Origin of the sequence: Achromobacter agilis, from assembly GCF_900496965.1 — a bacterium.
GTDB classification, from domain to species: domain Bacteria; phylum Pseudomonadota; class Gammaproteobacteria; order Burkholderiales; family Burkholderiaceae_B; genus Achromobacter; species Achromobacter agilis.
Window position 1 is genome coordinate 26,418 of sequence record NZ_UFQB01000014.1, and the last position, 19,685, is coordinate 46,102.

20 protein-coding genes are annotated in these 19,685 nt (G+C 66.8%); 12 read left to right on the forward strand and 8 right to left on the reverse strand.

The genetic code is table 11. From position 1 onward, the window contains the following. Positions 1 to 12 precede the first annotated feature (12 nt). Positions 13 to 558: an oligoribonuclease gene (orn, locus tag AGI3411_RS16970; RefSeq protein WP_042792554.1), complete on the forward strand. Its 546-nt coding sequence runs from the start codon at positions 13 to 15 to the stop codon at positions 556 to 558. Between the two features lie 13 nt (positions 559 to 571). Then, positions 572 to 1,546 carry a sigma-54 interaction domain-containing protein gene (locus AGI3411_RS16975; RefSeq protein WP_129528543.1) on the forward strand — a complete coding sequence of 325 codons (975 nt, stop codon included), beginning with the start codon at positions 572 to 574 and terminating at the stop codon, positions 1,544 to 1,546. A 3-nt stretch (positions 1,547 to 1,549) separates the two neighbouring features. Here AGI3411_RS16975 and AGI3411_RS16980 read toward each other — a convergent pair whose 3' ends face one another. The 3 genes from AGI3411_RS16980 to AGI3411_RS16990 form a co-directional block, all read right to left on the reverse strand. Next, positions 1,550 to 2,500 carry a tripartite tricarboxylate transporter substrate-binding protein gene (locus AGI3411_RS16980; protein WP_244240375.1) on the reverse strand — a complete coding sequence of 317 codons (951 nt, stop codon included), beginning with the start codon at positions 2,498 to 2,500 and terminating at the stop codon, positions 1,550 to 1,552. Between the two features lie 71 nt (positions 2,501 to 2,571). Beyond that, positions 2,572 to 2,898: a DUF4387 domain-containing protein gene (locus AGI3411_RS16985; protein ID WP_129528651.1), complete on the reverse strand. Its 327-nt coding sequence runs from the start codon at positions 2,896 to 2,898 to the stop codon at positions 2,572 to 2,574. 12 nt (positions 2,899 to 2,910) lie between these two features. Then, a complete protein-coding gene (locus tag AGI3411_RS16990) occupies positions 2,911 to 4,272 on the reverse strand; it encodes an acyclic terpene utilization AtuA family protein (protein WP_129528545.1) in 1,362 nt (453 codons plus the stop codon). A gap of 218 nt (positions 4,273 to 4,490) precedes the next feature. Here AGI3411_RS16990 and AGI3411_RS16995 point away from each other — a divergent pair, with 218 nt between their 5' ends. Beyond that, the gene (locus AGI3411_RS16995; protein WP_129528546.1) at positions 4,491 to 5,126 is read left to right on the forward strand and encodes an NAD(P)H-hydrate epimerase; all 636 of its coding nucleotides are present in this window, start codon (positions 4,491 to 4,493) and stop codon (positions 5,124 to 5,126) included. 37 nt (positions 5,127 to 5,163) lie between these two features. Here AGI3411_RS16995 and paaX read toward each other — a convergent pair whose 3' ends face one another. Then, positions 5,164 to 6,093, reverse strand: coding sequence for a phenylacetic acid degradation operon negative regulatory protein PaaX (gene paaX / locus AGI3411_RS17000; protein ID WP_129528547.1), 930 nt, complete (start codon positions 6,091 to 6,093; stop codon positions 5,164 to 5,166). A 173-nt stretch (positions 6,094 to 6,266) separates the two neighbouring features. On the opposite strand from paaX, the gene paaA reads away from it, so the two are divergent. The 9 genes from paaA (at position 6,267) to paaK (ending at position 14,689) form a co-directional block, all read left to right on the forward strand. Next, positions 6,267 to 7,256 carry a 1,2-phenylacetyl-CoA epoxidase subunit PaaA gene (paaA, locus tag AGI3411_RS17005; RefSeq protein WP_129528548.1) on the forward strand — a complete coding sequence of 330 codons (990 nt, stop codon included), beginning with the start codon at positions 6,267 to 6,269 and terminating at the stop codon, positions 7,254 to 7,256. Between the two features lie 196 nt (positions 7,257 to 7,452). Then, the gene (paaB, locus tag AGI3411_RS17010) at positions 7,453 to 7,737 is read left to right on the forward strand and encodes a 1,2-phenylacetyl-CoA epoxidase subunit PaaB (protein ID WP_006388300.1); all 285 of its coding nucleotides are present in this window, start codon (positions 7,453 to 7,455) and stop codon (positions 7,735 to 7,737) included. A gap of 15 nt (positions 7,738 to 7,752) precedes the next feature. Further along, entirely contained in the window at positions 7,753 to 8,517 is a 765-nt protein-coding gene (gene paaC / locus AGI3411_RS17015) for a 1,2-phenylacetyl-CoA epoxidase subunit PaaC (RefSeq protein ID WP_129528549.1), read from the forward strand. Continuing rightward, a complete protein-coding gene (gene paaD / locus AGI3411_RS17020) occupies positions 8,514 to 9,020 on the forward strand; it encodes a 1,2-phenylacetyl-CoA epoxidase subunit PaaD (protein ID WP_129528652.1) in 507 nt (168 codons plus the stop codon). Before paaC ends, paaD begins: the two co-directional genes overlap by 4 nt. A gap of 13 nt (positions 9,021 to 9,033) precedes the next feature. Then, positions 9,034 to 10,122 (forward strand): 1,2-phenylacetyl-CoA epoxidase subunit PaaE, encoded by a 1,089-nt coding sequence (gene paaE, locus AGI3411_RS17025; protein WP_129528550.1) that lies wholly within the window; start codon positions 9,034 to 9,036, stop codon positions 10,120 to 10,122. Positions 10,123 to 10,170: 48 nt separating this feature from the next. Continuing rightward, complete coding sequence (gene paaN / locus AGI3411_RS17030; RefSeq protein ID WP_129528551.1) at positions 10,171 to 11,835, forward strand: phenylacetic acid degradation protein PaaN; 1,665 nt, start codon at positions 10,171 to 10,173, stop codon at positions 11,833 to 11,835. 170 nt (positions 11,836 to 12,005) lie between these two features. Continuing rightward, positions 12,006 to 12,794, forward strand: coding sequence for a 2-(1,2-epoxy-1,2-dihydrophenyl)acetyl-CoA isomerase PaaG (gene paaG / locus AGI3411_RS17035; RefSeq protein ID WP_129528552.1), 789 nt, complete (start codon positions 12,006 to 12,008; stop codon positions 12,792 to 12,794). Further along, complete coding sequence (gene paaI, locus AGI3411_RS17040; RefSeq protein WP_129528553.1) at positions 12,794 to 13,264, forward strand: hydroxyphenylacetyl-CoA thioesterase PaaI; 471 nt, start codon at positions 12,794 to 12,796, stop codon at positions 13,262 to 13,264. The genes paaG and paaI overlap by 1 nt, the downstream gene beginning before the upstream one ends. 111 nt (positions 13,265 to 13,375) lie before the next feature. Further along, complete coding sequence (paaK, locus tag AGI3411_RS17045; protein WP_129528554.1) at positions 13,376 to 14,689, forward strand: phenylacetate--CoA ligase PaaK; 1,314 nt, start codon at positions 13,376 to 13,378, stop codon at positions 14,687 to 14,689. A gap of 260 nt (positions 14,690 to 14,949) precedes the next feature. Here the strand turns inward: paaK and AGI3411_RS17050 are convergent, their stop codons facing one another. From AGI3411_RS17050 to kynA, 4 genes are all read right to left on the reverse strand, one after another. After that, complete coding sequence (locus AGI3411_RS17050) at positions 14,950 to 16,350, reverse strand: MATE family efflux transporter (RefSeq protein WP_129528555.1); 1,401 nt, start codon at positions 16,348 to 16,350, stop codon at positions 14,950 to 14,952. Next, on the reverse strand, positions 16,347 to 18,077 hold the full coding sequence (locus tag AGI3411_RS17055) for an ArnT family glycosyltransferase (protein ID WP_129528556.1): 1,731 nt from the start codon (positions 18,075 to 18,077) through the stop codon (positions 16,347 to 16,349). Before AGI3411_RS17055 ends, AGI3411_RS17050 begins: the two co-directional genes overlap by 4 nt. Before the next feature lie 123 nt (positions 18,078 to 18,200). Further along, positions 18,201 to 18,467, reverse strand: a complete 267-nt coding sequence (locus tag AGI3411_RS17060; protein WP_043549053.1) for a type B 50S ribosomal protein L31 — start codon at positions 18,465 to 18,467, stop codon at positions 18,201 to 18,203. Between the two features lie 207 nt (positions 18,468 to 18,674). Next, positions 18,675 to 19,523: a tryptophan 2,3-dioxygenase gene (kynA, locus tag AGI3411_RS17065; protein WP_129528557.1), complete on the reverse strand. Its 849-nt coding sequence runs from the start codon at positions 19,521 to 19,523 to the stop codon at positions 18,675 to 18,677. Positions 19,524 to 19,685: the final 162 nt, after the last annotated feature.

Here is a 19,685-nt window from a genome sequence, read left to right on the forward strand (position 1 = left end):
TAGGCAAATTATATGGCTGTGAACGAAAACCGCCTGGTTTGGCTGGACATGGAAATGACCGGCCTGGATCCTGAGAAAGAACGCATCATCGAAGTCGCCGTGGTGGTGACGGAACCCGACCTGACCGTCGTCGCCGAGGGCCCCGTGCTGGTGGTGCACCAGCCCGACAGCCTGCTCGACGCCATGGACAGCTGGAACAAGTCCACGCACGGCAAGAGCGGCCTGATCGACAAGGTCAAGGCGTCCACGATTTCCGAAGCGCAGGCTGAGGATACGCTGCTGGCGTTTCTGGCGCAGCACGTGCCGGCGGGCAAGTCGCCGCTTTGCGGCAACACCATCAGCCAGGACCGCCGTTTCATGTTTGCTTACATGCCGCGCCTGGAGCAGTTCTTCCACTACCGCAACCTGGACGTGAGCACACTGAAGGAACTGGCGCGCCGCTGGGCGCCGGCCGTCTACAAGGGATTCGAGAAGAAGAGCCGCCACGAAGCGCTGGCCGACATCTACGAATCGATCGACGAGCTCAAGTATTACCGCGAACACTTCCTGAAGGTATAAGCGGCCCCCGCCCATGCCTGCCGCTCCGTCCGCCTGCGAGCCGCTCATCGGGGATCACCCGTCGATGGCGGCGCTGCGCGATCTGGTCGGCCGGGTCGCCCGCAGCAAGGCCAGCATCGTCCTCATCTACGGCGAAACCGGCACCGGCAAGGGGCTGGTCGCCCGCAACCTGCACGCGCAGTCGGCGCGCGCGGCCAAGGGCTATACCGAGATCAACTGCGCCGCCATCCCGGGCAACCTGCTCGAGTCCGAATTGTTCGGCCATGAACGCGGCGCGTTCACCGGGGCGGTGGCGCGCAAGACCGGCCTGCTCGAAGCCGCCAACGGCGGCAGCGTGTTCCTGGACGAAATCCGCGAGCTGGATCCGGTCATGCAGGCCAAGATCCTGACCTTGCTGGACAGCCGGCGCTTCCGGCGCATCGGTTCAGTCCAGGAAGTTTCGGTCGATGCGCGCTTCATCGCCGCCACCAACAAGATCCTGTTGGGGGAAGTGCAGGCCGGGCGCTTCCGCGACGACCTGTATTACCGCCTGCAGGTGGTGTCGATCAACCTGCCGCCGCTGCGCGAGCGCGGCGACGACGTCATCGTGCTGGCGCAGCGTTTCCTGGAACGCTACAACGCCACCCACGGCAGCCGTTTCACCGCCATCGATCCCGAGGTGCGGCGCATTTTCAAGGCCTACGCCTGGCCGGGCAATGTGCGTGAACTGAGCAATCTGCTGGAGCGCATCTGCATCCTGGAAGACGGCGGCACGGTGCTGGCGCGGCATCTGCCGCAGCGTATCCTGCGCGAAGCGGGCAAGCCTGCGCCCGCGGCCTCGCCTGCCGCCGCCGGCACCTACGCCGAACTGTCCGCGCAGTTCCAGCGCGGCCTGATCCGAGCGGCCTTGCAGGCCCAGGACGGCAACCTGGGGCGCACCGCCGAGTCCCTGGGACTCACGCGGCACGCCCTGCGCCATCAGATGCTCAAGTTGGGGCTGGAAGGCTGAGGCCTATTCCGCGCTGATGTTGTGCTTGCGCGCAATGCCTTGCCACAGGGCCAGTTCCTCGCGCACGCGCGTGCCGAATTCGGCGCTGTCCATGCGCGACGGCACGGTGCCGTCCAGGTCCAGCAATGCCTTCATTTCGGGCGAAGCCGAGATTTCGACCAGCGCAGCGTTGAGCTTGTCGATGTAAGGCTGCGGCGTGCCCGCTGGCGCGAACACGCCCACCCAGATCTGCACGGAGTAGCCCGGCAGCGCCTGGGCGGCCGGCGGCAGGTCGGGGAACGCCGCGGAGGGCGATTGCGCCGTGGTGGCCAGCAGCTTGACCTTCTTGCCCTGCACCACGGGGGCCAGCGTGCTGTAGTTGGACAGCATGACATGGATCAGCCCGCCGGCCAGGTCCGAAGCGGCGTTGGCCGCGCCCTTGTATGGCACATGGGTCATCTCCGTGCCGGCCGCGTCGTCCAGCATGACGGTGGCCAGATGCGCCAGCGAACCGACGCCGGCGCTGCCGTAGTTCAAGGCGCCCGGCTTGCTGCGCGCTGCTTCCAGCAACTGCTTCAACGAGGTGTAGGGCGTCTGCGCCGAGGCGGCGATGACCAGCGGTCCCTGTCCTATCATCGCCACCGGCGCGAACTGCTTGAGCGAGTCGTAGGGCAGGTGAGGCTGGGTGGCGGCGGTGGTAAGGAAGGTCGACGAGGTCAAGAGCAGCACCGAGCCGTCCTTGGCCGAGCGGGCCACGTACTCGGAACCGATAGCGCCGGCCGCGCCGCCGCGGTTTTCCACGATCACCGTGTTGCCGAAGCGGGCCGCAAGCTGCGGCGCGATCGCGCGGGCGATCGCGTCATTGCTGGCGCCGGCGGTGAACGGCACCACGATCTTGACCTGCTTGGGCACATCCGTCTGGGCCGCGGCCGCGCCGGCCAGCAGGGATGCCGCCAGGAACAACGTTGTTTGCATTAGCGCTTTCATGATCGATTCTCTAGGAGAGCGGAGGTTGGAGCGGGCGCCGGACGCGGCGCCCGCGGCGTTCAGTCCGGCATGGGGACAGCGACGTCCAGCAGCGGCGCATACTGCTGCGCGCCGAAGATATCGCCGTCGCCCGCCGAGCCGCTGGGCGCCAGCCGGTAGATCGTGAACTTGATGGCCAGGCCGGGATCGTAATGCACGAAGTCGGAGATCCGGCCGTCGTCGATGCGGTAGAGCGCCGCGACGCTGGCGCGCGTCAGTGCGCCGGAGCGCTTGACCGCCTCGTAGACCGACGGATCCCGGAAGATGATGTCGAAGGTGATCTTGTTCACGCCCGCGTTCTTGCTGCGGATGGTCTTGGCCAGGGAGCTGAGTTTCTGGGTGTTCATGGTCATGCCGGCTCAGGCGCCAGCCTCGGTGAGGTGGGTCGGGAAGAGTTCGCGGGCGTCGGCCACCGGCAAGGTGTGGTTCAGGGTCCAGCGGTAGGCGGCGCTCGTGCGCACCACCTCGTCCAGCGGGAACGACACCGAGCCGGCCGTGCCCTTCACGTCGGGCAGGCGGGCGTAGAACATCTGCCGCAGGCCCGTCAGCGTCAGTTCCTCGGCCATTTCGGCGGTCGGCGCCACGCCCTGGACCATGACGCACAGCTCATGGCCGGGCTGGTCGCGCAGCGGTTCCAGGTCGCCCATGACGCCATCGCGCCCGTAGACCTTGTAGTGCAGCGCATAGCCCGAGTCGCCGAAGCGTTCGCGCACCTTGTCGCGCGCCCAGGCGATGACGCGGTCCACGTTTTCTATGGTGTAGGGATCTCGGATGCCGCAGAGCCCCAGGTAGCGTTCGCCGACTTTGCCGGCGCCTTCCAGCTTCACGCGCACCTGGTCGGCGGGCAGGAAGCGCGATCCTGTGATGCGGGTGGTCTTGTCGGTCAGCTGCTCGTAGTGGCAATGGGTCATGTCCAGCTTGCCGCCCGCGAAGTATTCCTCATAGGGGTTGGACCGTTCGTACATGGCATGGCCGGCCACCGACGCGATGGTGCAGCGCTGGTCGGGGTGCATGGCGGTGACGCGCACGTCTTCCGCCGAGATCTCGCCCATCACGGTTTCCTTGCCGCCGTAGGGCTCGGCGCAGAATGACGCGCATTCCAGCACCTTGCCCAGGTAATAGGCCTTGTCGGCGTCGAAGCCCCGGTGCAGCGCGGGGGCGGCGAACACCGCGGCGTCCGAACTGCGGCCGCCGATGACCACGTCCGCGCCGGCCTCCAGCAGTTCGATATAGGGATGCACGCCGGCCACTGCCACGATGCGGTCCGTGGCGTCGAGCTCGGCTTCCGTCAAATCGGCGTAACCGTCCAGCCCGGCGACCTGGGCGCCGTCGCGCAGCGCGCGGCGCACGCGCTCCTTGTCTACCTCGGAATAGAAGTAGCCGATCTTGAACGGCGCCAGCCCATGTTCGGCCGCGATCTCCTTGATCAGCCGCACGTACAGGTCGACGCGGCTGTTCGCGCCGGTATCGCCGGCCGATCCCACGATCATGGGCACGCCCAGCTTGCGCGCGGCCAGGAGCATCTGCTCCAGGTCGTGGCGCTGCCACGCCTGCGGGCTGGTGGACGTGTCGGACCCCAGCGGCACCGGGCCCACGTCGTCGCTGCCCGAGTCGGCGGCGATGCAATCCGGGCCGGCGGCAACCCCGCGCTGAAAGCTGTCGGTGCGCAGCGGGGCGAATCCTAAGTGCCCGTTCGGGCAGATGATGCTCATGGAACGCATTGGTATAGTCTCTTCGGTTGGGTCGTCCGGTCTCGCTCGTACCGGCCTTGGCTATAACGCAAAATGCGTGCCAGCCCGAAACGCCCGGGCGCCCCGCAAATTCGCTGCGACTGGCACATCGCTGGTCGTGGTTTGTGGGTAAATTTCCACGCATTGCGTGAATTTCACGCGTCACTGCGCGTGCATCCACCGGCCAGGCCGGCCCGTAGGTATCCGCCATGCAAGCCTGTTATTCCGTTGCCCAGATCCGCGATGCCGAACGCCAGGCGCTGGCGGGCGGCAGGCGGCTGATGCCCTTGGCAGGGGCGGCCGCGGCGCGTTTCGTGGCGGCGAGGGTCGCGCCGGGGACGGTAGTGCTGGCGCTGGCCGGGCCCGGCAACAACGGCGGCGACGCCCTGGAAGCGGCGACCCTGCTACGCGCGATGGGCCACGATGTGCGGGTGCTGTTGCCAGCGGGCGCGCAGGGGCTGCCCGCTGACGCCGCCCGGGCGCATGCTGGCTGGACCGCGGCGGGCGGCGCCACGCTGTCTGTGCTCGAGCCGGGATTCGTGCCCGGCGTGGTCATCGACGGCCTGTTCGGCATCGGGCTGAATCGTCCGCTGGGCGCGGATTGGCAGGCGCTGGTGGATATGGTCAATGGCTGGAACGTGCCGGTGCTGGCGCTGGATGTGCCCAGCGGCGTCGACGCGGAGACGGGCAAGCCGCTGGGCCGGCCGATCCGCGCATGCTGGACCCTGTCTTTCATTGCCCGGGCACGCGGACTGGCCCAGCCGGGCGCCGGGGACGGCGCCATCGGCGAATGGCATCTGGAGACGCTAGGCGTTGCGATGCCGGCCGCAGAGGGCGACGGCTGAGCGCGATCCAAAAGCGGGGCCGCCAGGGCCCCGTGTTTCAGGCTGGCCGGCCGCCGAAGCGCGACGCGATGTCGGCCGCCAGCGGCGCATACCGTTCATTGTCGCGGCCGGCCAGGGCGTTCAGGTGTGCTTCCGAGGCATCGAACACCCGCCAGTAGATGCGGCCGCAGATATCGCGGGCCGCATGGCCGGGCCAGTTGTCGGGCAGCATCGGGCCGGGCAACTGCGGATCGTGCAGAACGATCCGGCGCCAGCTGTGCAGCAGCATGACCCGGACGATGAACGCGTCGGGCGGTGAGGGCGGGGCTTCCAGCAGCTTTTCCAGCGGGCCGAAGTTCTTCGTGAACTGCCGGTACTGTTCGGCCACGTCTTCCAGGTTCCAGCACTGCGAGGCCAGGCTGGCTATCGGCAGCCCGCCGGCGCCGGCCAGGTCGCGGGCCGACAGCACCAGCGCCCGGTCCGGGATGCCCAGCTTTTCCAGGATGTCGTGCGCCGCGCGCGCCTCGGTATGAGGATGGGCGAAGAGCCCGGGCGCGATCATGCCGAACCCTTCCCAGACCAGTTCCCGGCGCAGTTCCGCGCGCTCGGCCAGGCCGTTTCCGGTGCGCGGCAGCGCAACCAGCGTCCATTCCCCGTTCCATTCCTGCGGCGCGCCCTCGTAGATGCGCTGGGAGGCGTGCGCGGTGTGGCGCAAGCCCTGGTCGGAGATCTGGTAGAGGCTGCGGCGCCCTTGGCGTTCGGATTGCAGCCAGTTCTGGGCGACCAGCCGGAACACGCTGGTACGCAGCAGGCGTTCGTTGATGCCCAGCGGCGCCAGCAGTTCGATCAGATCGCCCAGCCAGATAGCGCCGCCGTGGGGGGCCAGGGCGTCTCCCAGCAGGCTGACGCAGAGCGATTTCGCGCGCGGCGGATCGTTCTTGATCAGGCGGGACAGGAAGCGGTCCAGGGAGGACTGAGGGTTTGCCATTAGATGGGGCCGCGGGCGGCCGATATCGGGTTCGGCAATATGATACATAAATCTAATGTGATACAGATTTGAGTTTGACAATGAATTTTTTGTATTAAATAATCCGCCTATGACATGACGGCACTGCGGAACGTTTGCTTTGCGTTTTCGCAAACCGTCTCAAGGAGACAGACATGTACGCACAACTCGTCGAAACCGGCGTCAAGCAGGTCAAGACCGCGGACCAGCTCGAAGGCCAGGAACAGGCGTTTCAGCGCCGCATCGACGATGGCATCCGCATCGAGGCCAAGGACTGGATGCCGGAGGCCTACCGCAAGACCCTCGTGCGCCAGATTTCCCAGCACGCGCACTCCGAAATCGTGGGCATGCTGCCCGAAGGCAACTGGATCACCCGCGCGCCTTCGCTCAAGCGCAAGGCCATCCTGCTGGCCAAGGTCCAGGACGAGGCCGGCCACGGGCTCTACCTGTACAGCGCCGCGGAAACCCTGGGCGTGTCGCGCGACGATCTGATCGACGACCTCCACGCCGGCCGCGCCAAGTACTCCAGCATCTTCAATTACCCCACGCTCAGCTGGGCCGACATCGGCATGATCGGCTGGCTGGTCGACGGCTCGGCCATCATCAACCAGATTCCCCTGTGCCGCTGCTCCTACGGTCCGTATGCGCGCGCCATGGTGCGTGTCTGTAAGGAGGAATCCTTCCACCAGCGCCAGGGCTACGACCTGCTGATGCAGATGTGCCTGCACGGCACGCCCGAACAGAAGGCGATGGTGCAGGATTCCCTCAACCGCTGGTGGTGGCCTGCGCTGATGATGTTCGGCCCGTCCGACGCCGATTCCCCCAACAGCGCCCAATCCATGGCCTGGAAGATCAAGCTCTTCTCCAACGACGAGCTGCGCCAGAAGATGGTCGACCAGACCGTGCCGCAAGCCGAGTTCCTGGGCCTGACCGTTCCCGACCCCGACCTGAAGTGGAACGCCGAGCGCGGCCACTACGATTTCGGCGAGATCGATTGGAGCGAGTTCTACGCGGTGCTCAAGGGCAACGGCCCGTGCAACCGCGAGCGCCTGGCGGCGCGCGTCAAGGCCCACGAAGACGGCGCCTGGGTACGCGACGCGCTGGTCGCGCATGCCGACAAGCAGGCCGAGCGCAAAGCCGCCTGAAAGGATGAAGCCCACCCCCGAAGCGCTGCGCGCTTCCCCCTTAGGCGGGCCCCCCTCAAGGGGCGCCGCTGCGGACCGGCAAAGCCGGCTCCGCGCGGCCGCGCTACGGCTCCGGTAGGCGAGCATCCAGACTCACTCTTCTAACCATTGCAGATCAGGGCGCGCCGCGCGCGCCCGGCATTCAAGGACATCCATCATGAGCAAAGACTGGCCCCTGTGGGAAGTATTCATCCGCAGCCAGCACGGCCTGGCGCACAAGCACGTCGGCAGCCTGCATGCCCCCGACGCCGAAATGGCGATCAACCACGCCCGCGACGTCTACACGCGCCGCAACGAAGGCCTGAGCATCTGGGTGGTGCGCGCCTCCGACATCTCGGCCAGCAGCCCGGGCGACAAGGATCCGCTGTTCGAACCGGCCAACAGCAAGGTTTACCGGCATCCCACGTTCTTTCCGATGCCCGAAGAAATCAAGCACATGTAAGGCGGCGGGGGAGACATGGACAAGACTCTGTTTGAATACCTGCTGCGTCTGGGCGATTCCTCGCTCATCCTGTCGCAGCGGCTGGGTGCCTGGACCGGGCATGGCCCCATCCTGGAAGAAGACCTGGCGCTGACCAACACCGCGCTGGATCTGCTGGGCCAGGCCCGCATGTGGCTGACGCTGGCCGGCGAAGTCGAGGGTGCGGACCGGGACGAAGATGCGCTGGCCTACCTGCGCGACACGCACCAGTTCCACAACGTGCTGCTGGTGGAACGTCCCAACGGCAACTACGCCGACACCATGGCGCGCCAGTTCCTGTTCGACGTCTGGCACTACTTCCTGCTGCAGCGCCTGGAACAGTCGTCCGACGAGCGCGTCGCCGCCATCGCGGCCAAGGCCATCAAGGAAGTGACCTACCACGTGCGCCGTTCATCGGATATGGTGGTGCGCCTGGGCGACGGCACGACGGAAAGCCACGCCAAGATGCAGTCGGCCATCGACGACGCCTGGCGCTTCACGGGTGAATTGTTCGCCGACGACGCAGTCGACCAGGACATCGCCGCCCGCGGCATCGGCTGTGAGCTGTCCGCCCTGCGCCAGCCCTGGCTGGCGCACGTGCGGGAAGTGCTGGAAGAAGCCACGCTGGCGGTGCCGGACGAGGCCGCCGCCAACCATCTGGCGTACCGCGGCGGCCGCCAGGGCAGGCACACCGAGGAACTGGGCTACGTTCTGGCCGAAATGCAGTTCCTGCCGCGCGCCTATCCGGGAGCCACGTGGTGAACGCGCTGGCGCCCGTGTCCGCCGACCAGGTGTACGCCTGGCTGCAGGAGGTCCCCGATCCGGAGATCCCCGTGCTGTCCGTGGTGGATCTGGGCGTGGTGCGGGATGTGTCCTGGGAGGACGGCGCCTGTGTCGTCGTCATCACGCCCACGTATTCCGGTTGCCCGGCCATGCGCGAGATCACCCAGGACATCCAGCAGACGCTGGCCCGCCACGGCGTTGCCGATGTGCGCGTGCAGACCCGGCTGGCGCCGGCCTGGACGACCGACTGGATGAGCGAGAAGGGGCGCGAGGCGCTCAAGGGCTACGGCATTGCCGCGCCCGCCGAGCGCGCCGTCGACATCTCCGGCATCAGCCGCCGCGCGGCCGGCCCCGCCATCGCCTGCCCGCGCTGCGGGTCGCGCGATACGCGCCTTGTCAGCAATTTCGGATCCACATCGTGCAAGGCGCTGTATCGCTGCGTGTCCTGCCGCGAGCCCTTCGATTATTTCAAGACTCACTGAGAGCGGTTTCGAAATGAGCCAGAACCAATTTCATTCCTTGACGGTGGCGTCGGTGGCGCGCAATACGCGTGATGCCGTCGTCGTGACCTTCGACCTGCCCGAGGCGCTGGCGCAAGCGTTCGCCTTCCAGCCGGGCCAGTACCTGACGCTGCGCACCCGGCTCAACGGCGAGGAGCTGCGCCGCTCTTATTCCATCTGTTCCGCGCCGCACGACAAGCTGTTGCGCGTGGCGATCAAGAAGGTGGACGAGGGCCAGTTCTCCAGCTGGGCCAATCACGAGCTGCAACCGGGCCAGACGCTGGAAGTCATGGCGCCGGCGGGCAATTTCACCGTCGACTTTTCTCCCGCGAACGAACGCCACTATGTGGCGTTCGCCGTAGGCAGCGGCATCACGCCGGTGTTCTCGCTGGTCAAGACCGCGCTGTCCACCGAGCCGCGCAGCAAGTTCACGCTGTTCTTCGGCAACCGCGCGTCGTCGGCGGTGCTGTTCCGCGAAGAGATCGAAGACCTGAAGAACCTCTACATGGAGCGTTTTTCGCTGGTCTACATCATGAGCCGCGAGACCCAGGACATCGAACTCTTCAACGGCCGTCTGGACGGCGACAAGGTCGACCAGCTGATGTCGGCCTGGATGAGCCCCGAGGATATCGATTACGCTTTTGTCTGTGGTCCGCAGACCATGACCGAAAGCGTGGTCGAGCACCTGCAGGCCCGCGGCATCCCGAAGGCGAACATCAAGTTCGAGCTCTTCGGCGCGCCGAAGGGGCCGCGCGCGCTGCGCACCGGCCAGGACGCCCGCCAGGCGCCCGGCAAGGGGCAGTGCGAGGTCACCGTGGTGCAGGACGGCCACAGCCGTATGTTCGTGATCGACAAGAATAAAGACAGCGTGCTGGATTCGGCGCTGGCGCAAGGGATCGAGCTGCCGTATTCGTGCAAGGGCGGAGTGTGTTCCACCTGCCGCTGCAAGGTGATCGAGGGTGAAGTGGACATGGACGCCAACTTCGCCCTGGAAGACTACGAAGTGGCGCGCGGCTTCATCCTGAGCTGCCAGAGCTTCCCGGTCAGCGACCGCCTGGTCATCGACTTCGACCAGGAAACCTGACCCGGCCCGCGCCAGGCAGAAAAAAACCTAATCATTTGGAGAGACGCAGTGTCCCAAGAATTCTTCGAACGCCACCAGCCCCTACTGGAACAAGCCATGGCCGCCGCCGCCCTGCGCGGCTACTGGAGTCCCTACGCCGAATCGCCCAGCCCCCGCAATTATGGCGAGACCGCCAATGACGACGGGCGCGCCGCGTTCGAAGCCTTGCGCGGCAAGCCCTTTCCGCTGAGCCTGCCGGATGCGGACGGCACCGTGGGCGGCGAGCAGTCGCCCTATGGTTTCGAACTCGGCATCACCTATCCCCACGTGCCGGCCGACAAGCTGGTCGCGGCGTCCAAGCGGGCGCTCGAGGGCTGGCGCCGCGCCGGCCCGCGCGCCTGGGTGGGCGTGTCGCTCGAGATCCTGGCCCGGCTGAACAAGCGCAGCTTCGAAATCGCCTACGCGGTCCAGCACACCACCGGCCAGGGCTTCATGATGGCCTTCCAGGCCGGCGGCCCGCACGCACAAGACCGCGGCTTCGAAGCCGTCACCTACGCCTGGCAGGAAATGTCGCGCATCCCCGGCGTGGCCGTCTGGGAAAAACCGCAGGGCAAGAACGACCCGATCCGCATGGAGAAGCAGTTCACCGTGGTGCCGCGCGGCGTCGCGCTGGTGATCGGCTGCTCCACCTTTCCGACCTGGAACGGCTATCCGGGCCTCTTCGCCAGCCTGGCGACCGGCAACACCGTCATCGTCAAGCCGCACCCCGGCGCGATCCTGCCCCTGGCCCTCACCGTGAAGGTGGCCCGCGAAGTGTTGCAGGAAGCGGGCTTCGATCCCGATGTGGTGACGCTCGCCGCGCACGCCGCCGGCGACGATACCGCGCAGAAGCTGGCGCTGGACCCGGCCGTCAAGATCATCGACTTCACCGGCAGCTCGGCCAACGGCGACTGGCTCGAGAACAACGCCCGCCAGGCGCTGGTCTATACCGAGAAAGCGGGCGTGAACCAGGTCATCATCGATTCGGCGGCCGACCTGAAGGGCGTGGCGCGCAATCTGGCGTTCTCGCTGGCCCTGTATTCGGGCCAGATGTGCACGGCGCCTCAGAATATCTACGTGCCGCGCGACGGCATCCAGACGCCGGAAGGCCGCGTGAGCTTCGACGACGTCGCGGCCGCGCTGGGCACGGCGCTGGAAAAGGTCAGCGCCGATGCCGCCCGTGCCGTCGAACTGACCGGCGCCATCCAGAACGAAGGCGTCGTCGCCCGCATCGAGAAGGCGCGCGCGCTGGGCCTGCCCGTGGTGGCCGACAGCAAGACGCTGGCGCACCCGCAGTTCGAAAACGCCCGCATCCGCACGCCGCTGCTGCTGCGCACCGAGGCCGGCAACGCCGCCATCAGCCAGGAATGGTTCGGCCCGATCGCCTTCGTCGTGGCCACGGACTCCACCGCCCATAGCATCCAGCTGGCGCGCGACAGCGTCATCCAGCACGGCGCGCTGTCCCTGTCCGCCTACACCACGGACGACGCCGTCGCCGAGCAGGTGCAGGACGCCGCCGAGGTCTCGGGCGTGTCTTTGTCGCTCAACCTGACGGGCGCGGTGTTCGTCAACCAGACGGCCGCCTTCAGCGATTTCCACGGCACCGGCGCCAACCCAGCGGCCAACGCCGCGCTGTCCGATTCGGCATTCGTCTCGAACCGCTTCCGCGTGGTGCAAACCCGCCGTCATATTTGAGCCCACCCCCCGAATTGAGCCCACCCCCGAAGCGCTACGCGCTTCCCCCTTAGGCGGGCCCCCCTCGAGGGGGCGCCGCAGCGGACCGGCAGAGCCGGCTCCGCGCGGCCCGGCTAGGGGGGGACTCATGATTTTTGACGTGAGTGGCTTGCCCGCTATGGATAACTGACATGACCTACCAAGACATTCAATTCGACCTGTCCGGCGGCATCGCGCGCCTGACGCTGAACCGCCCCGACAAACTGAACAGCTTCACAGCCAATATGCATGGCGAGGTGGCCGACGCCTTGACCCGCATTGAAACGGAAGGCGCGCGCGTGCTGGTGCTGACCGGCGCGGGCCGCGGCTTCTGCGCCGGCCAGGACCTGAGCGAGCGCAAGCCTGCCGCCGACGGCACGCCGCCCGACCTGGGCGAGACCGTCGACAAGTTCTACGCGCCGCTGGTGCGCCGCCTGAACGCCTTGCCCATGCCCGTCGTGGTGGGTGTGAACGGCGTGGCGGCCGGGGCGGGCGCCAACCTGGCTTTCGCCGGCGATATTGTCATTGCCAAGGCATCGGCCAGCTTCATTCAATCGTTCTGCCGGCTGGGGCTCATCCCCGACACCGGCGGCACGTTCGCGTTGCCGCGCCTGGTCGGCCGCGCCCGCGCCATGGGCCTGGCGATGCTGGGCGACAAGCTCAGCGCCCAGCAGGCGCAGGATTGGGGACTGATCTGGCAGTGCGTGCCGGACGAGGCGTTCGATGCTACGCTGGACCGTCTGGCCCAGCATTTTTCCAAGGCTCCCACCAAGGGGCTGGCGTTCACCAAGCAGGCCATCCAGGCCAGCCTGGGCAACGATCTGTCCACGCAACTGGACCTGGAACGCGACATGATGCGCGAACTGGGCCGCAGCGCGGATTACGCGGAAGGCGTGGACGCCTTCCTGGGCAAACGCGAACCGCAGTTCAAGGGGCAATGATGAACGCACACGTTCCCGCCATCGATGTGCCGACCGATCCCCACGAGCTGGCGCAGGCCGTCGGCACCGTGATGTACGCGGGCGACGCCGCGACGCAGGGCCTGGACATGAAGATCGAGGAAATGGCGCCGGGCTATGCGCGCCTGACGATGCGCGTGCGCCCCGACATGCTGAACGGGCACAAGACCTGCCACGGCGGCTTCATCTTCGCCCTGGCCGACAGCGCCTTCGCGTTTTCCTGCAATTCGCGCAACGTCAGCACCGTGGCTTCGGGCTGCACCATTGATTACCTGGCCCCGGGGTTCGAGGGCGACCTGCTGACCGCGGTGGCCCAGGAGCGCTCGCTCGCCGGACGCACCGGTGTCTACGACGTTACGGTCACCAACCAGGACGGGCGCAACGTGGCGTTGTTCCGCGGCCGCTCGTATCGCATCAAGGGTCAGATCGTCGGAGTTCCCACGGACGCTTGAGCCAACCATCCAACCAAAGACAAGGCCGCCGGCCCGGCCGTACGCGCGCGGATTCGCCAGCGCGCGCGCGGCCGGGTTTGGCGTAGAGAGAATTTCAGGAGAGAGATAACCATGTCCAACACCATGAGCAAGCCGGGGCTGGACCCCATCGAGCATGCCAGCGAGGATGAGCTGCGCGCCCTGCAGCTGGAGCGGCTGAAGTGGTCGCTCAAGCACGCCTACGAGAACGTCCCGCATTACAAGAAGGCGTTCGACGAGGCCGGCGTGCACCCCGACGACCTGAAGCAGCTGTCCGACATTTCGAAGTTCCCCTTCACGACGAAGAAGGAACTGCGCGAGAACTATCCCTTCGGCATGTTTGCCGTGCCGCGTGAGCGCGTTTCGCGCATTCATGCGTCCAGCGGCACGACCGGCAAGCCGACGGTGGTGGGCTACACCAAGGGCGACCTGGACAACTGGGCCAACCTCGTTGCGCGTTCGATCCGGGCCGCGGGCGGCAAACCTGGCGACACGATCCACGTCGCGTACGGCTACGGCCTGTTCACGGGCGGCCTGGGCGCGCATTACGGTGCGGAGCGCCTGGGTTGCACGGTCATCCCGATGTCGGGCGGGCAGACGGAAAAGCAGGTGCAGCTGATCAGCGATTTCCGTCCGGACATCATCATGGTCACGCCCTCCTATTTCTGCAATATTCTGGAGGAACAGCGCCGCCAGGGGATTGATCCGCGTCAAAGTTCGCTGCGCATCGGGATCTTCGGCGCCGAGCCCTGGACCGGCCAGATGCGTGCCGACATCGAGACCGAGGCCGGCATCGACGCCGTGGACATCTACGGCCTGTCCGAAGTGATGGGGCCCGGGGTGGCGAGCGAATGCGTCGAGACCAAGGATGGCCCGGTGGTCTGGGAAGACCACTTCTACGCCGAGATCATTAATCCGGATACGGGCGAACCCGTGGCCGACGGCGAGCCGGGCGAGCTGGTGTTCACGTCGCTGACCAAGGAAGCGATGCCCATCATCCGCTACCGCACTCGCGACCTGACGCGCCTGCTGCCGCCGACGGCGCGCAGCATGCGCCGCATCGGCAAGATCACCGGCCGCAGCGACGACATGCTGATCGTGCGCGGCGTGAACATGTTCCCGACGCAGGTGGAAGAGCTGGTCCTGAAGATCGCCCAACTGGCGCCGCACTACCAGTTGGTGTTGTCGCGCACGGGCAACATGGACGAACTCGAGATCCTGACCGAGCTGCGGGCCGAGTTCTCGGGTCTGTCGGACGCCGAGCGCGCGAACCTGGGCAAGCAGCTGCAGCACGCCGTCAAGACGCACATCGGCGTCAGCGCGCGCATCCAGGTGTCGGACGCGGGCCATGTCGAGCGCACGCTGACGGGCAAGGCCCGCCGCGTGATCGACAAGCGGCCCAAGTGATGGCAAGCCCCTCCGGCCAGCGGGCGGAGGGGCAGGTTGCAGGTGTCTGGGGTGCAAGTGCCTGACACCCCTACGAGATGCTCGTACGGTGCAGGTGTCTGACATCCATCCTTACGAGATGCTCGTACGGTGCAAGTGTCTGACATCCTTACGAGATGCTCTTTCAAGCTGAAACCAGTGCCCCCGGGTGTCTGACACCAGATTCAACGCGTCCCATCCCCCATAAAAAAGCAGCCCCCCAGGCTGCTTTTCTCCATCTGCTACCGTATCGTCCCGCGCACGATGCGCCGATACCAGAAGTGCAGCAGGGCGGCGGACAGCGCCAGGCCGACCATCGCCATCAGCCACATGCTGCCGGCGCCCTGGGGCGAGCCGGGCACTAGTATCGCGCGCAGGCCGTCCAGGCCGCCCTGGCCGGGGCCGAAGCCGAACCACCAGCCGCCGACCAGGCCCACGCCCGCGAGAGCGACCACCTGTAGCAACAGGGGCACCATGGCCACCTTGTAGGCGCGCAGCAGGTACGAATTGATGCATTGCATCGAATCGAACAGGTGGAACAGGGGCAGCACCGCCAGCAGCGTGGTTGCCACGGCGGCCACGCCCGCGTCGTTGGTATAGGCCGCCAGGATGAGCGGGCGGCCGACCAGCAGCACCGCCGCCGTCAGCAAGGCGCCCAGGATGCCGAGCGTCAGTCCGGCCATGCCGGTGCGATGCGCGTGGTCGAGATTGCCGGCGCCGATGGCCTGGGCGGTCAGGGCGGCGGTGGCCACGCCCAGCGCCATGGGCATCATGTAGCACAGGGCGGCCAGGTTCGACATGATCTGGTGGCCGCCGGTCACGAACGTGCCTTCGCGGGCCACCAGCAAGGCCATGAAGGTGAAGGCCGAGACTTCCACCAGGTAGGAGCCGCCCATCGGGATGCCCAGGCGCAGCAGTTCCTTGAGCGTCTTCCAGTCGGGCTTGCCGACCCGCAGGTTGAAGCGCCGGTAGTAGCGGTCGTGCGTGATGACCCACAATCCCAGCCCCAGGCTGATCCACGAGACGATCGCGGTCGCGAGCCCGGCGCCGGTGGCGCCCATGGCCGGCAGGCCCAGTTCGCCGTAGATGAGCAGCCAGTTGAAGAAGGCCTTGAAGCCGATGGCCGTCAGGTTGATCGCCATGACGAGCTTGGGGCGCGATACCGAGGTGCCCAGCGCATAGATGGTGCGGAACACCAGCGCGGCGGGCAGGGCCAGCACCAGGGCTTGCAGATAGGAGCCGATGCGTTCGCGCACGCCCGGGTCGACGTTGCCCGACAGGGACAGCCACACGTCCGGGAACAGCATCAGGACGGCGCCCACGACGGACAGCCCGAGCGCCAGCCAGACGCCCTGGCCCCAACTGCGGCCGACTTCGAGGTTCTGGCCCGCGCCGAAGTGCTGGGCCAGGATGGGGATCAGGGCATGCACCACTCCCATGAGCCCGACGAAGATGGTGATGTAGATGGACGCGGACAAGGCCATGGCGGCCAGGTCATTGGCGCTGGAATGGCCCGTCATGGCGGTGTCCAGCACGCCGAAAGAGATGCCGGCCCATTGGCTGATCAGCACCGGCCAGGCCTGCTTGGCGATGCCTCGCAGGGTGGCGCCGAAGGTGATCGGCGCAGCGGGGGCCGGCGTCATCGGTTGGAACCGATGCGCAGCAGACGGAACACTTCCTGCCGGTCCGCCCGCCGGCCGCCCTGCCACAGCACCTCGGCGCCTTCGCTATAGGCGGCGGTGTTGTCGCGCAGGCTCTGGTTGCTGGTTTGCTGCAGGATCAGCGTGCACTTGGCGTCGAACGTGAACGTCAGGTTATTGAAGATCAGGAACGAGGCGCGCTGGCCGCTGCCCAGGCTCAGGCCGCGCACGCATTCGCCGGGGCGGATGTTCTGCTCCAGCGCCTGCGCCAACTGGCCCGATACGGTGCGGTAGCTGCGGGCGTAGTCGACCGCCGGCTGCCATAGCAGCACCAGCAGGATCCAGGTTACGGTCAGCCCGCCGGCCGACAGCACGGTGCCGCGCCACAGCGCTTGCGGCTTCACGCGCAGCCGCCACACGACCAGCGCGATCCACGCCAGCGTAAACACCACGGCCAGTGCAAAGGCGGTCCAGGAGATCGCCGGCTCGTAGCCCGTGGTCTGGCGGGCGATGTTGCGCGAAATCTGCGCGGGCCAGTGGAAATGCAGGGCGACCCAGCCGAGCCAGACGGTGGCCGCGGTCAGGGAAAAGCACATGACCGCAAACCAGTCCAGCGTGTTGACCACGCCGCGGCGCAGCGTGGGCAGCGAAAACGCGGCCAGCACGGCGCAGGGCGTGGCCAGCAGCACGTACTCGGAATCCGTGGCTTCCTCCAGGCCGAACAGCACCAGCGCGGCGCATGCCAGCAGGGTCAGCGGCAGCCAGATATGGGGCGCATAGATCCAGGAGCGCCAGCGCCAGATGGCCAGCAGGGCCAGCGGCCAGGTCGGCCAGAGGTACCAGGGGAGGTCGCGCAGCGTGCGGCCCAGGTCGTGCCAGGACGGCACCGCGAAGGACGACAGGTTCCAGATCTTCCAGTTGCGGATCCAGTATTCGCTGCCGTGGGTGGCGGGGATCCACCAGGCCAGGATCAGGGCCAGGGTTACCAGGGCCGCCCAGGGCAGCCAGCGCCGGCAGCGCCACAGCTGGGTGCGCGGGTAGAAGGCCAGCAGCGAGCCGACCATGATCGGGATGGCGCCCACCCAGCCGCGCGTCAGGAAGCTGGCGGCCAGGGCGATACCCAGGGTGGTGCAGCCCGTGAACGGACGATCCACGCTGCGCGCCAGCGAATAGAAGGCCAGCGCCTGCCACGCCATGATGGCGGGCACGACGGTGGTTTCGTGGGTGCGCTGCAGGATGCCGACCGTGGCAAGCAGCAGGAGCAGGGCGGCGTCCGCCAGCATGCGGCCGTAGTCGCGCGGCTCGGGTTCGCCACCGAAGGGCAGCGCCAGGGGCTGGGCCTCGGCGCGGCGGCCCAGCAGATAGGTGCCGTACCACACGCTGGTGGTGGTAATGCCGAACCACAGCAGGTTGGGCAGGCGGCCCGCGGTGATGTCGCCGATGAACGGGCCGAACAGCCAGATGCAGATCGCACCCACCCAGGTGATCAGCGGGCCTTCTTCGGCATGAGCCAGCAGCCCGACCTGAGGCAGCAGCCACGTGATGCCGCCTTCGCGGATTGCCGTGATCATGGTCGCCAGTCCGACCGCATCGTCCGTTTTCCAGGGGTCGCGCATGAACAGGCCGGCCACGATGTAGGCCAGCAACAAGCCCAGCAGGATCAGCCTGGGCAGTTTCGCGGTGGCCACGGACGTCAGCCGGGCCGGTGTGGAAAAGGAGAGTGGGGACACGGGCGTTAATGTAACCGAGTGGTCGGGTTGCGCTAGCCCCCAGCACGGCAATAGGCTGCTAGGGAGGAAAAAAAGCAGCCCGAAGGCTGCCTTTTTGCTGTGGCTCCTGCGGGAGCGACAGGATCAGGAAGCGGACTTGACCGTGCCGGCGGTACGGGCGAAGCGGGCGCGGAACTTTTCCACGCGGCCGGTTTCGACGATACGCGTCTGGGCGCCCGTGTAGAACGGGTGCGATTCGGAGGTCACGTCGCACTTGAAGAGCGGGTACGTCTTGCCGTCGAGATCGATGGTTTCGCGCGTTTGCACGGTCGAACGGGTGATGAACTTGTTGCCCGTTTGCAGATCGGCGAAGACGACTTCGCGGTATTCGGGGTGAATGCCTTCTTTCATGGTGCTTTCCTAGGGCTCTTTCGAGCCTTTCTCAGTTGTTAGGGTCGCCAGCTAGGGACGCCAAGCATCCAGTATTGGCTCTAGCCACGTATCCAAAAAGTAACCCTGAATTCTAACATGGGAAATTTCCCGCAGCCAAGGGCCGGGTGGCGGAGCGGGGCCGGGGCCGCCACCCGCCAGAAAACGGGGCCGTAGCGTAGCGGGCCGTCAGAGGTCCGTGCGCAGCTTCCAGATCTCGGGAAACAGTACCACTTCCAGCATGCGCCGCAGGTACGCCACCCCGGACGTGCCGCCCGTGCCGCGCTTGAAGCCGATGACCCGTTCGACCGTCGTGACGTGGCGGAATCGCCACAGCCGGAACGCGTCTTCCAGGTCGGTCAGCTTTTCGCCCAGCTGATACAGGTCCCAGTAGCGGTCCGGCTGCCGGTAGACGGCGAGCCAGGCGGCCTCCACCCCTTCCGAGGATTGGTAGGGTTGTGTCCAGTCGCGCTCGAGATGGTCGGCGGGCACGTCCAGGCCCTTGCGCGCCAGCAGCCGCAGCGCTTCGTCGTACAGGGAGGGCGCCTCGTAGGCGCGCTGCACCTGGGCGAACAGGTCTGCCCGGTGTTCGTGCGGCTTGAGCATCGCCGCGTTCTTGTTGCCCAGCAGGAATTCGATCTGGCGGTACTGGTAGCTCTGGAACCCGCTGGAGCGCGCAAGGTAGGGGCGCAGCGCGGAGTACTCGGGCGGCGTCATGGTCGCCAGGACGTCCCAGGCATGGACCAGTTGTTCCATGATCTTGCTGACCCGGGCCAGCATCTTGAAGGCGGGTTGCAGGCGATCGGCCGCGACGTTGTCGATGGCGCCGCGCAGCTCGTGCAGCATCAGCTTCATCCAGAGCTCGCTGGTCTGGTGCTGGATGATGAAGAGCATCTCATTGTGCTCGGGCGACAGCGGATGCTGCGCGCCGAGCAGAGCGTCCAGGTGCAGGTAATCGCCGTAGGTCATGTCGCGCGTGAAATCCAGCTGCGCTTTTTCCTCGCGGACGATGTCTTCGGGGCGTTCGGTCTGGCTCATGCGCGGCCTCCCTGGCAGGGCGGGGCGGCGCGGCGCGCCGAGGCGGGCAGCGCGCGCCAGCCGGGCGCATGGGGGCGGGCGCGGGCGAGCGCGGCGCGCGGGTCGAAATGGTGTCTCATGGTCGTGCTTCCAGAACGGAGCGGCAGGATTTCGTCCTGCCGC

Coding starts and splice junctions, on each gene's coding strand:
- AGI3411_RS17060 (WP_043549053.1), bottom strand. CDS start 18,467: ATGAAAGAAGGCATTCACCCCGAATACCGCGAAGTCGTCTTCGCCGAT.
- paaX (WP_129528547.1), bottom strand. CDS start 6,093: ATGGCAAACCCTCAGTCCTCCCTGGACCGCTTCCTGTCCCGCCTGATC.
- paaA (WP_129528548.1), top strand. CDS start 6,267: ATGTACGCACAACTCGTCGAAACCGGCGTCAAGCAGGTCAAGACCGCG.
- AGI3411_RS16995 (WP_129528546.1), top strand. CDS start 4,491: ATGCAAGCCTGTTATTCCGTTGCCCAGATCCGCGATGCCGAACGCCAG.
- paaG (WP_129528552.1), top strand. CDS start 12,006: ATGACCTACCAAGACATTCAATTCGACCTGTCCGGCGGCATCGCGCGC.
- paaB (WP_006388300.1), top strand. CDS start 7,453: ATGAGCAAAGACTGGCCCCTGTGGGAAGTATTCATCCGCAGCCAGCAC.
- kynA (WP_129528557.1), bottom strand. CDS start 19,523: ATGAGCCAGACCGAACGCCCCGAAGACATCGTCCGCGAGGAAAAAGCG.
- orn (WP_042792554.1), top strand. CDS start 13: ATGGCTGTGAACGAAAACCGCCTGGTTTGGCTGGACATGGAAATGACC.
- paaC (WP_129528549.1), top strand. CDS start 7,753: ATGGACAAGACTCTGTTTGAATACCTGCTGCGTCTGGGCGATTCCTCG.
- paaI (WP_129528553.1), top strand. CDS start 12,794: ATGAACGCACACGTTCCCGCCATCGATGTGCCGACCGATCCCCACGAG.
- paaK (WP_129528554.1), top strand. CDS start 13,376: ATGTCCAACACCATGAGCAAGCCGGGGCTGGACCCCATCGAGCATGCC.
- paaE (WP_129528550.1), top strand. CDS start 9,034: ATGAGCCAGAACCAATTTCATTCCTTGACGGTGGCGTCGGTGGCGCGC.
- AGI3411_RS16980 (WP_244240375.1), bottom strand. CDS start 2,500: ATGCAAACAACGTTGTTCCTGGCGGCATCCCTGCTGGCCGGCGCGGCC.
- AGI3411_RS16975 (WP_129528543.1), top strand. CDS start 572: ATGCCTGCCGCTCCGTCCGCCTGCGAGCCGCTCATCGGGGATCACCCG.
- AGI3411_RS17050 (WP_129528555.1), bottom strand. CDS start 16,350: ATGACGCCGGCCCCCGCTGCGCCGATCACCTTCGGCGCCACCCTGCGA.
- AGI3411_RS16990 (WP_129528545.1), bottom strand. CDS start 4,272: ATGCGTTCCATGAGCATCATCTGCCCGAACGGGCACTTAGGATTCGCC.
- AGI3411_RS16985 (WP_129528651.1), bottom strand. CDS start 2,898: ATGAACACCCAGAAACTCAGCTCCCTGGCCAAGACCATCCGCAGCAAG.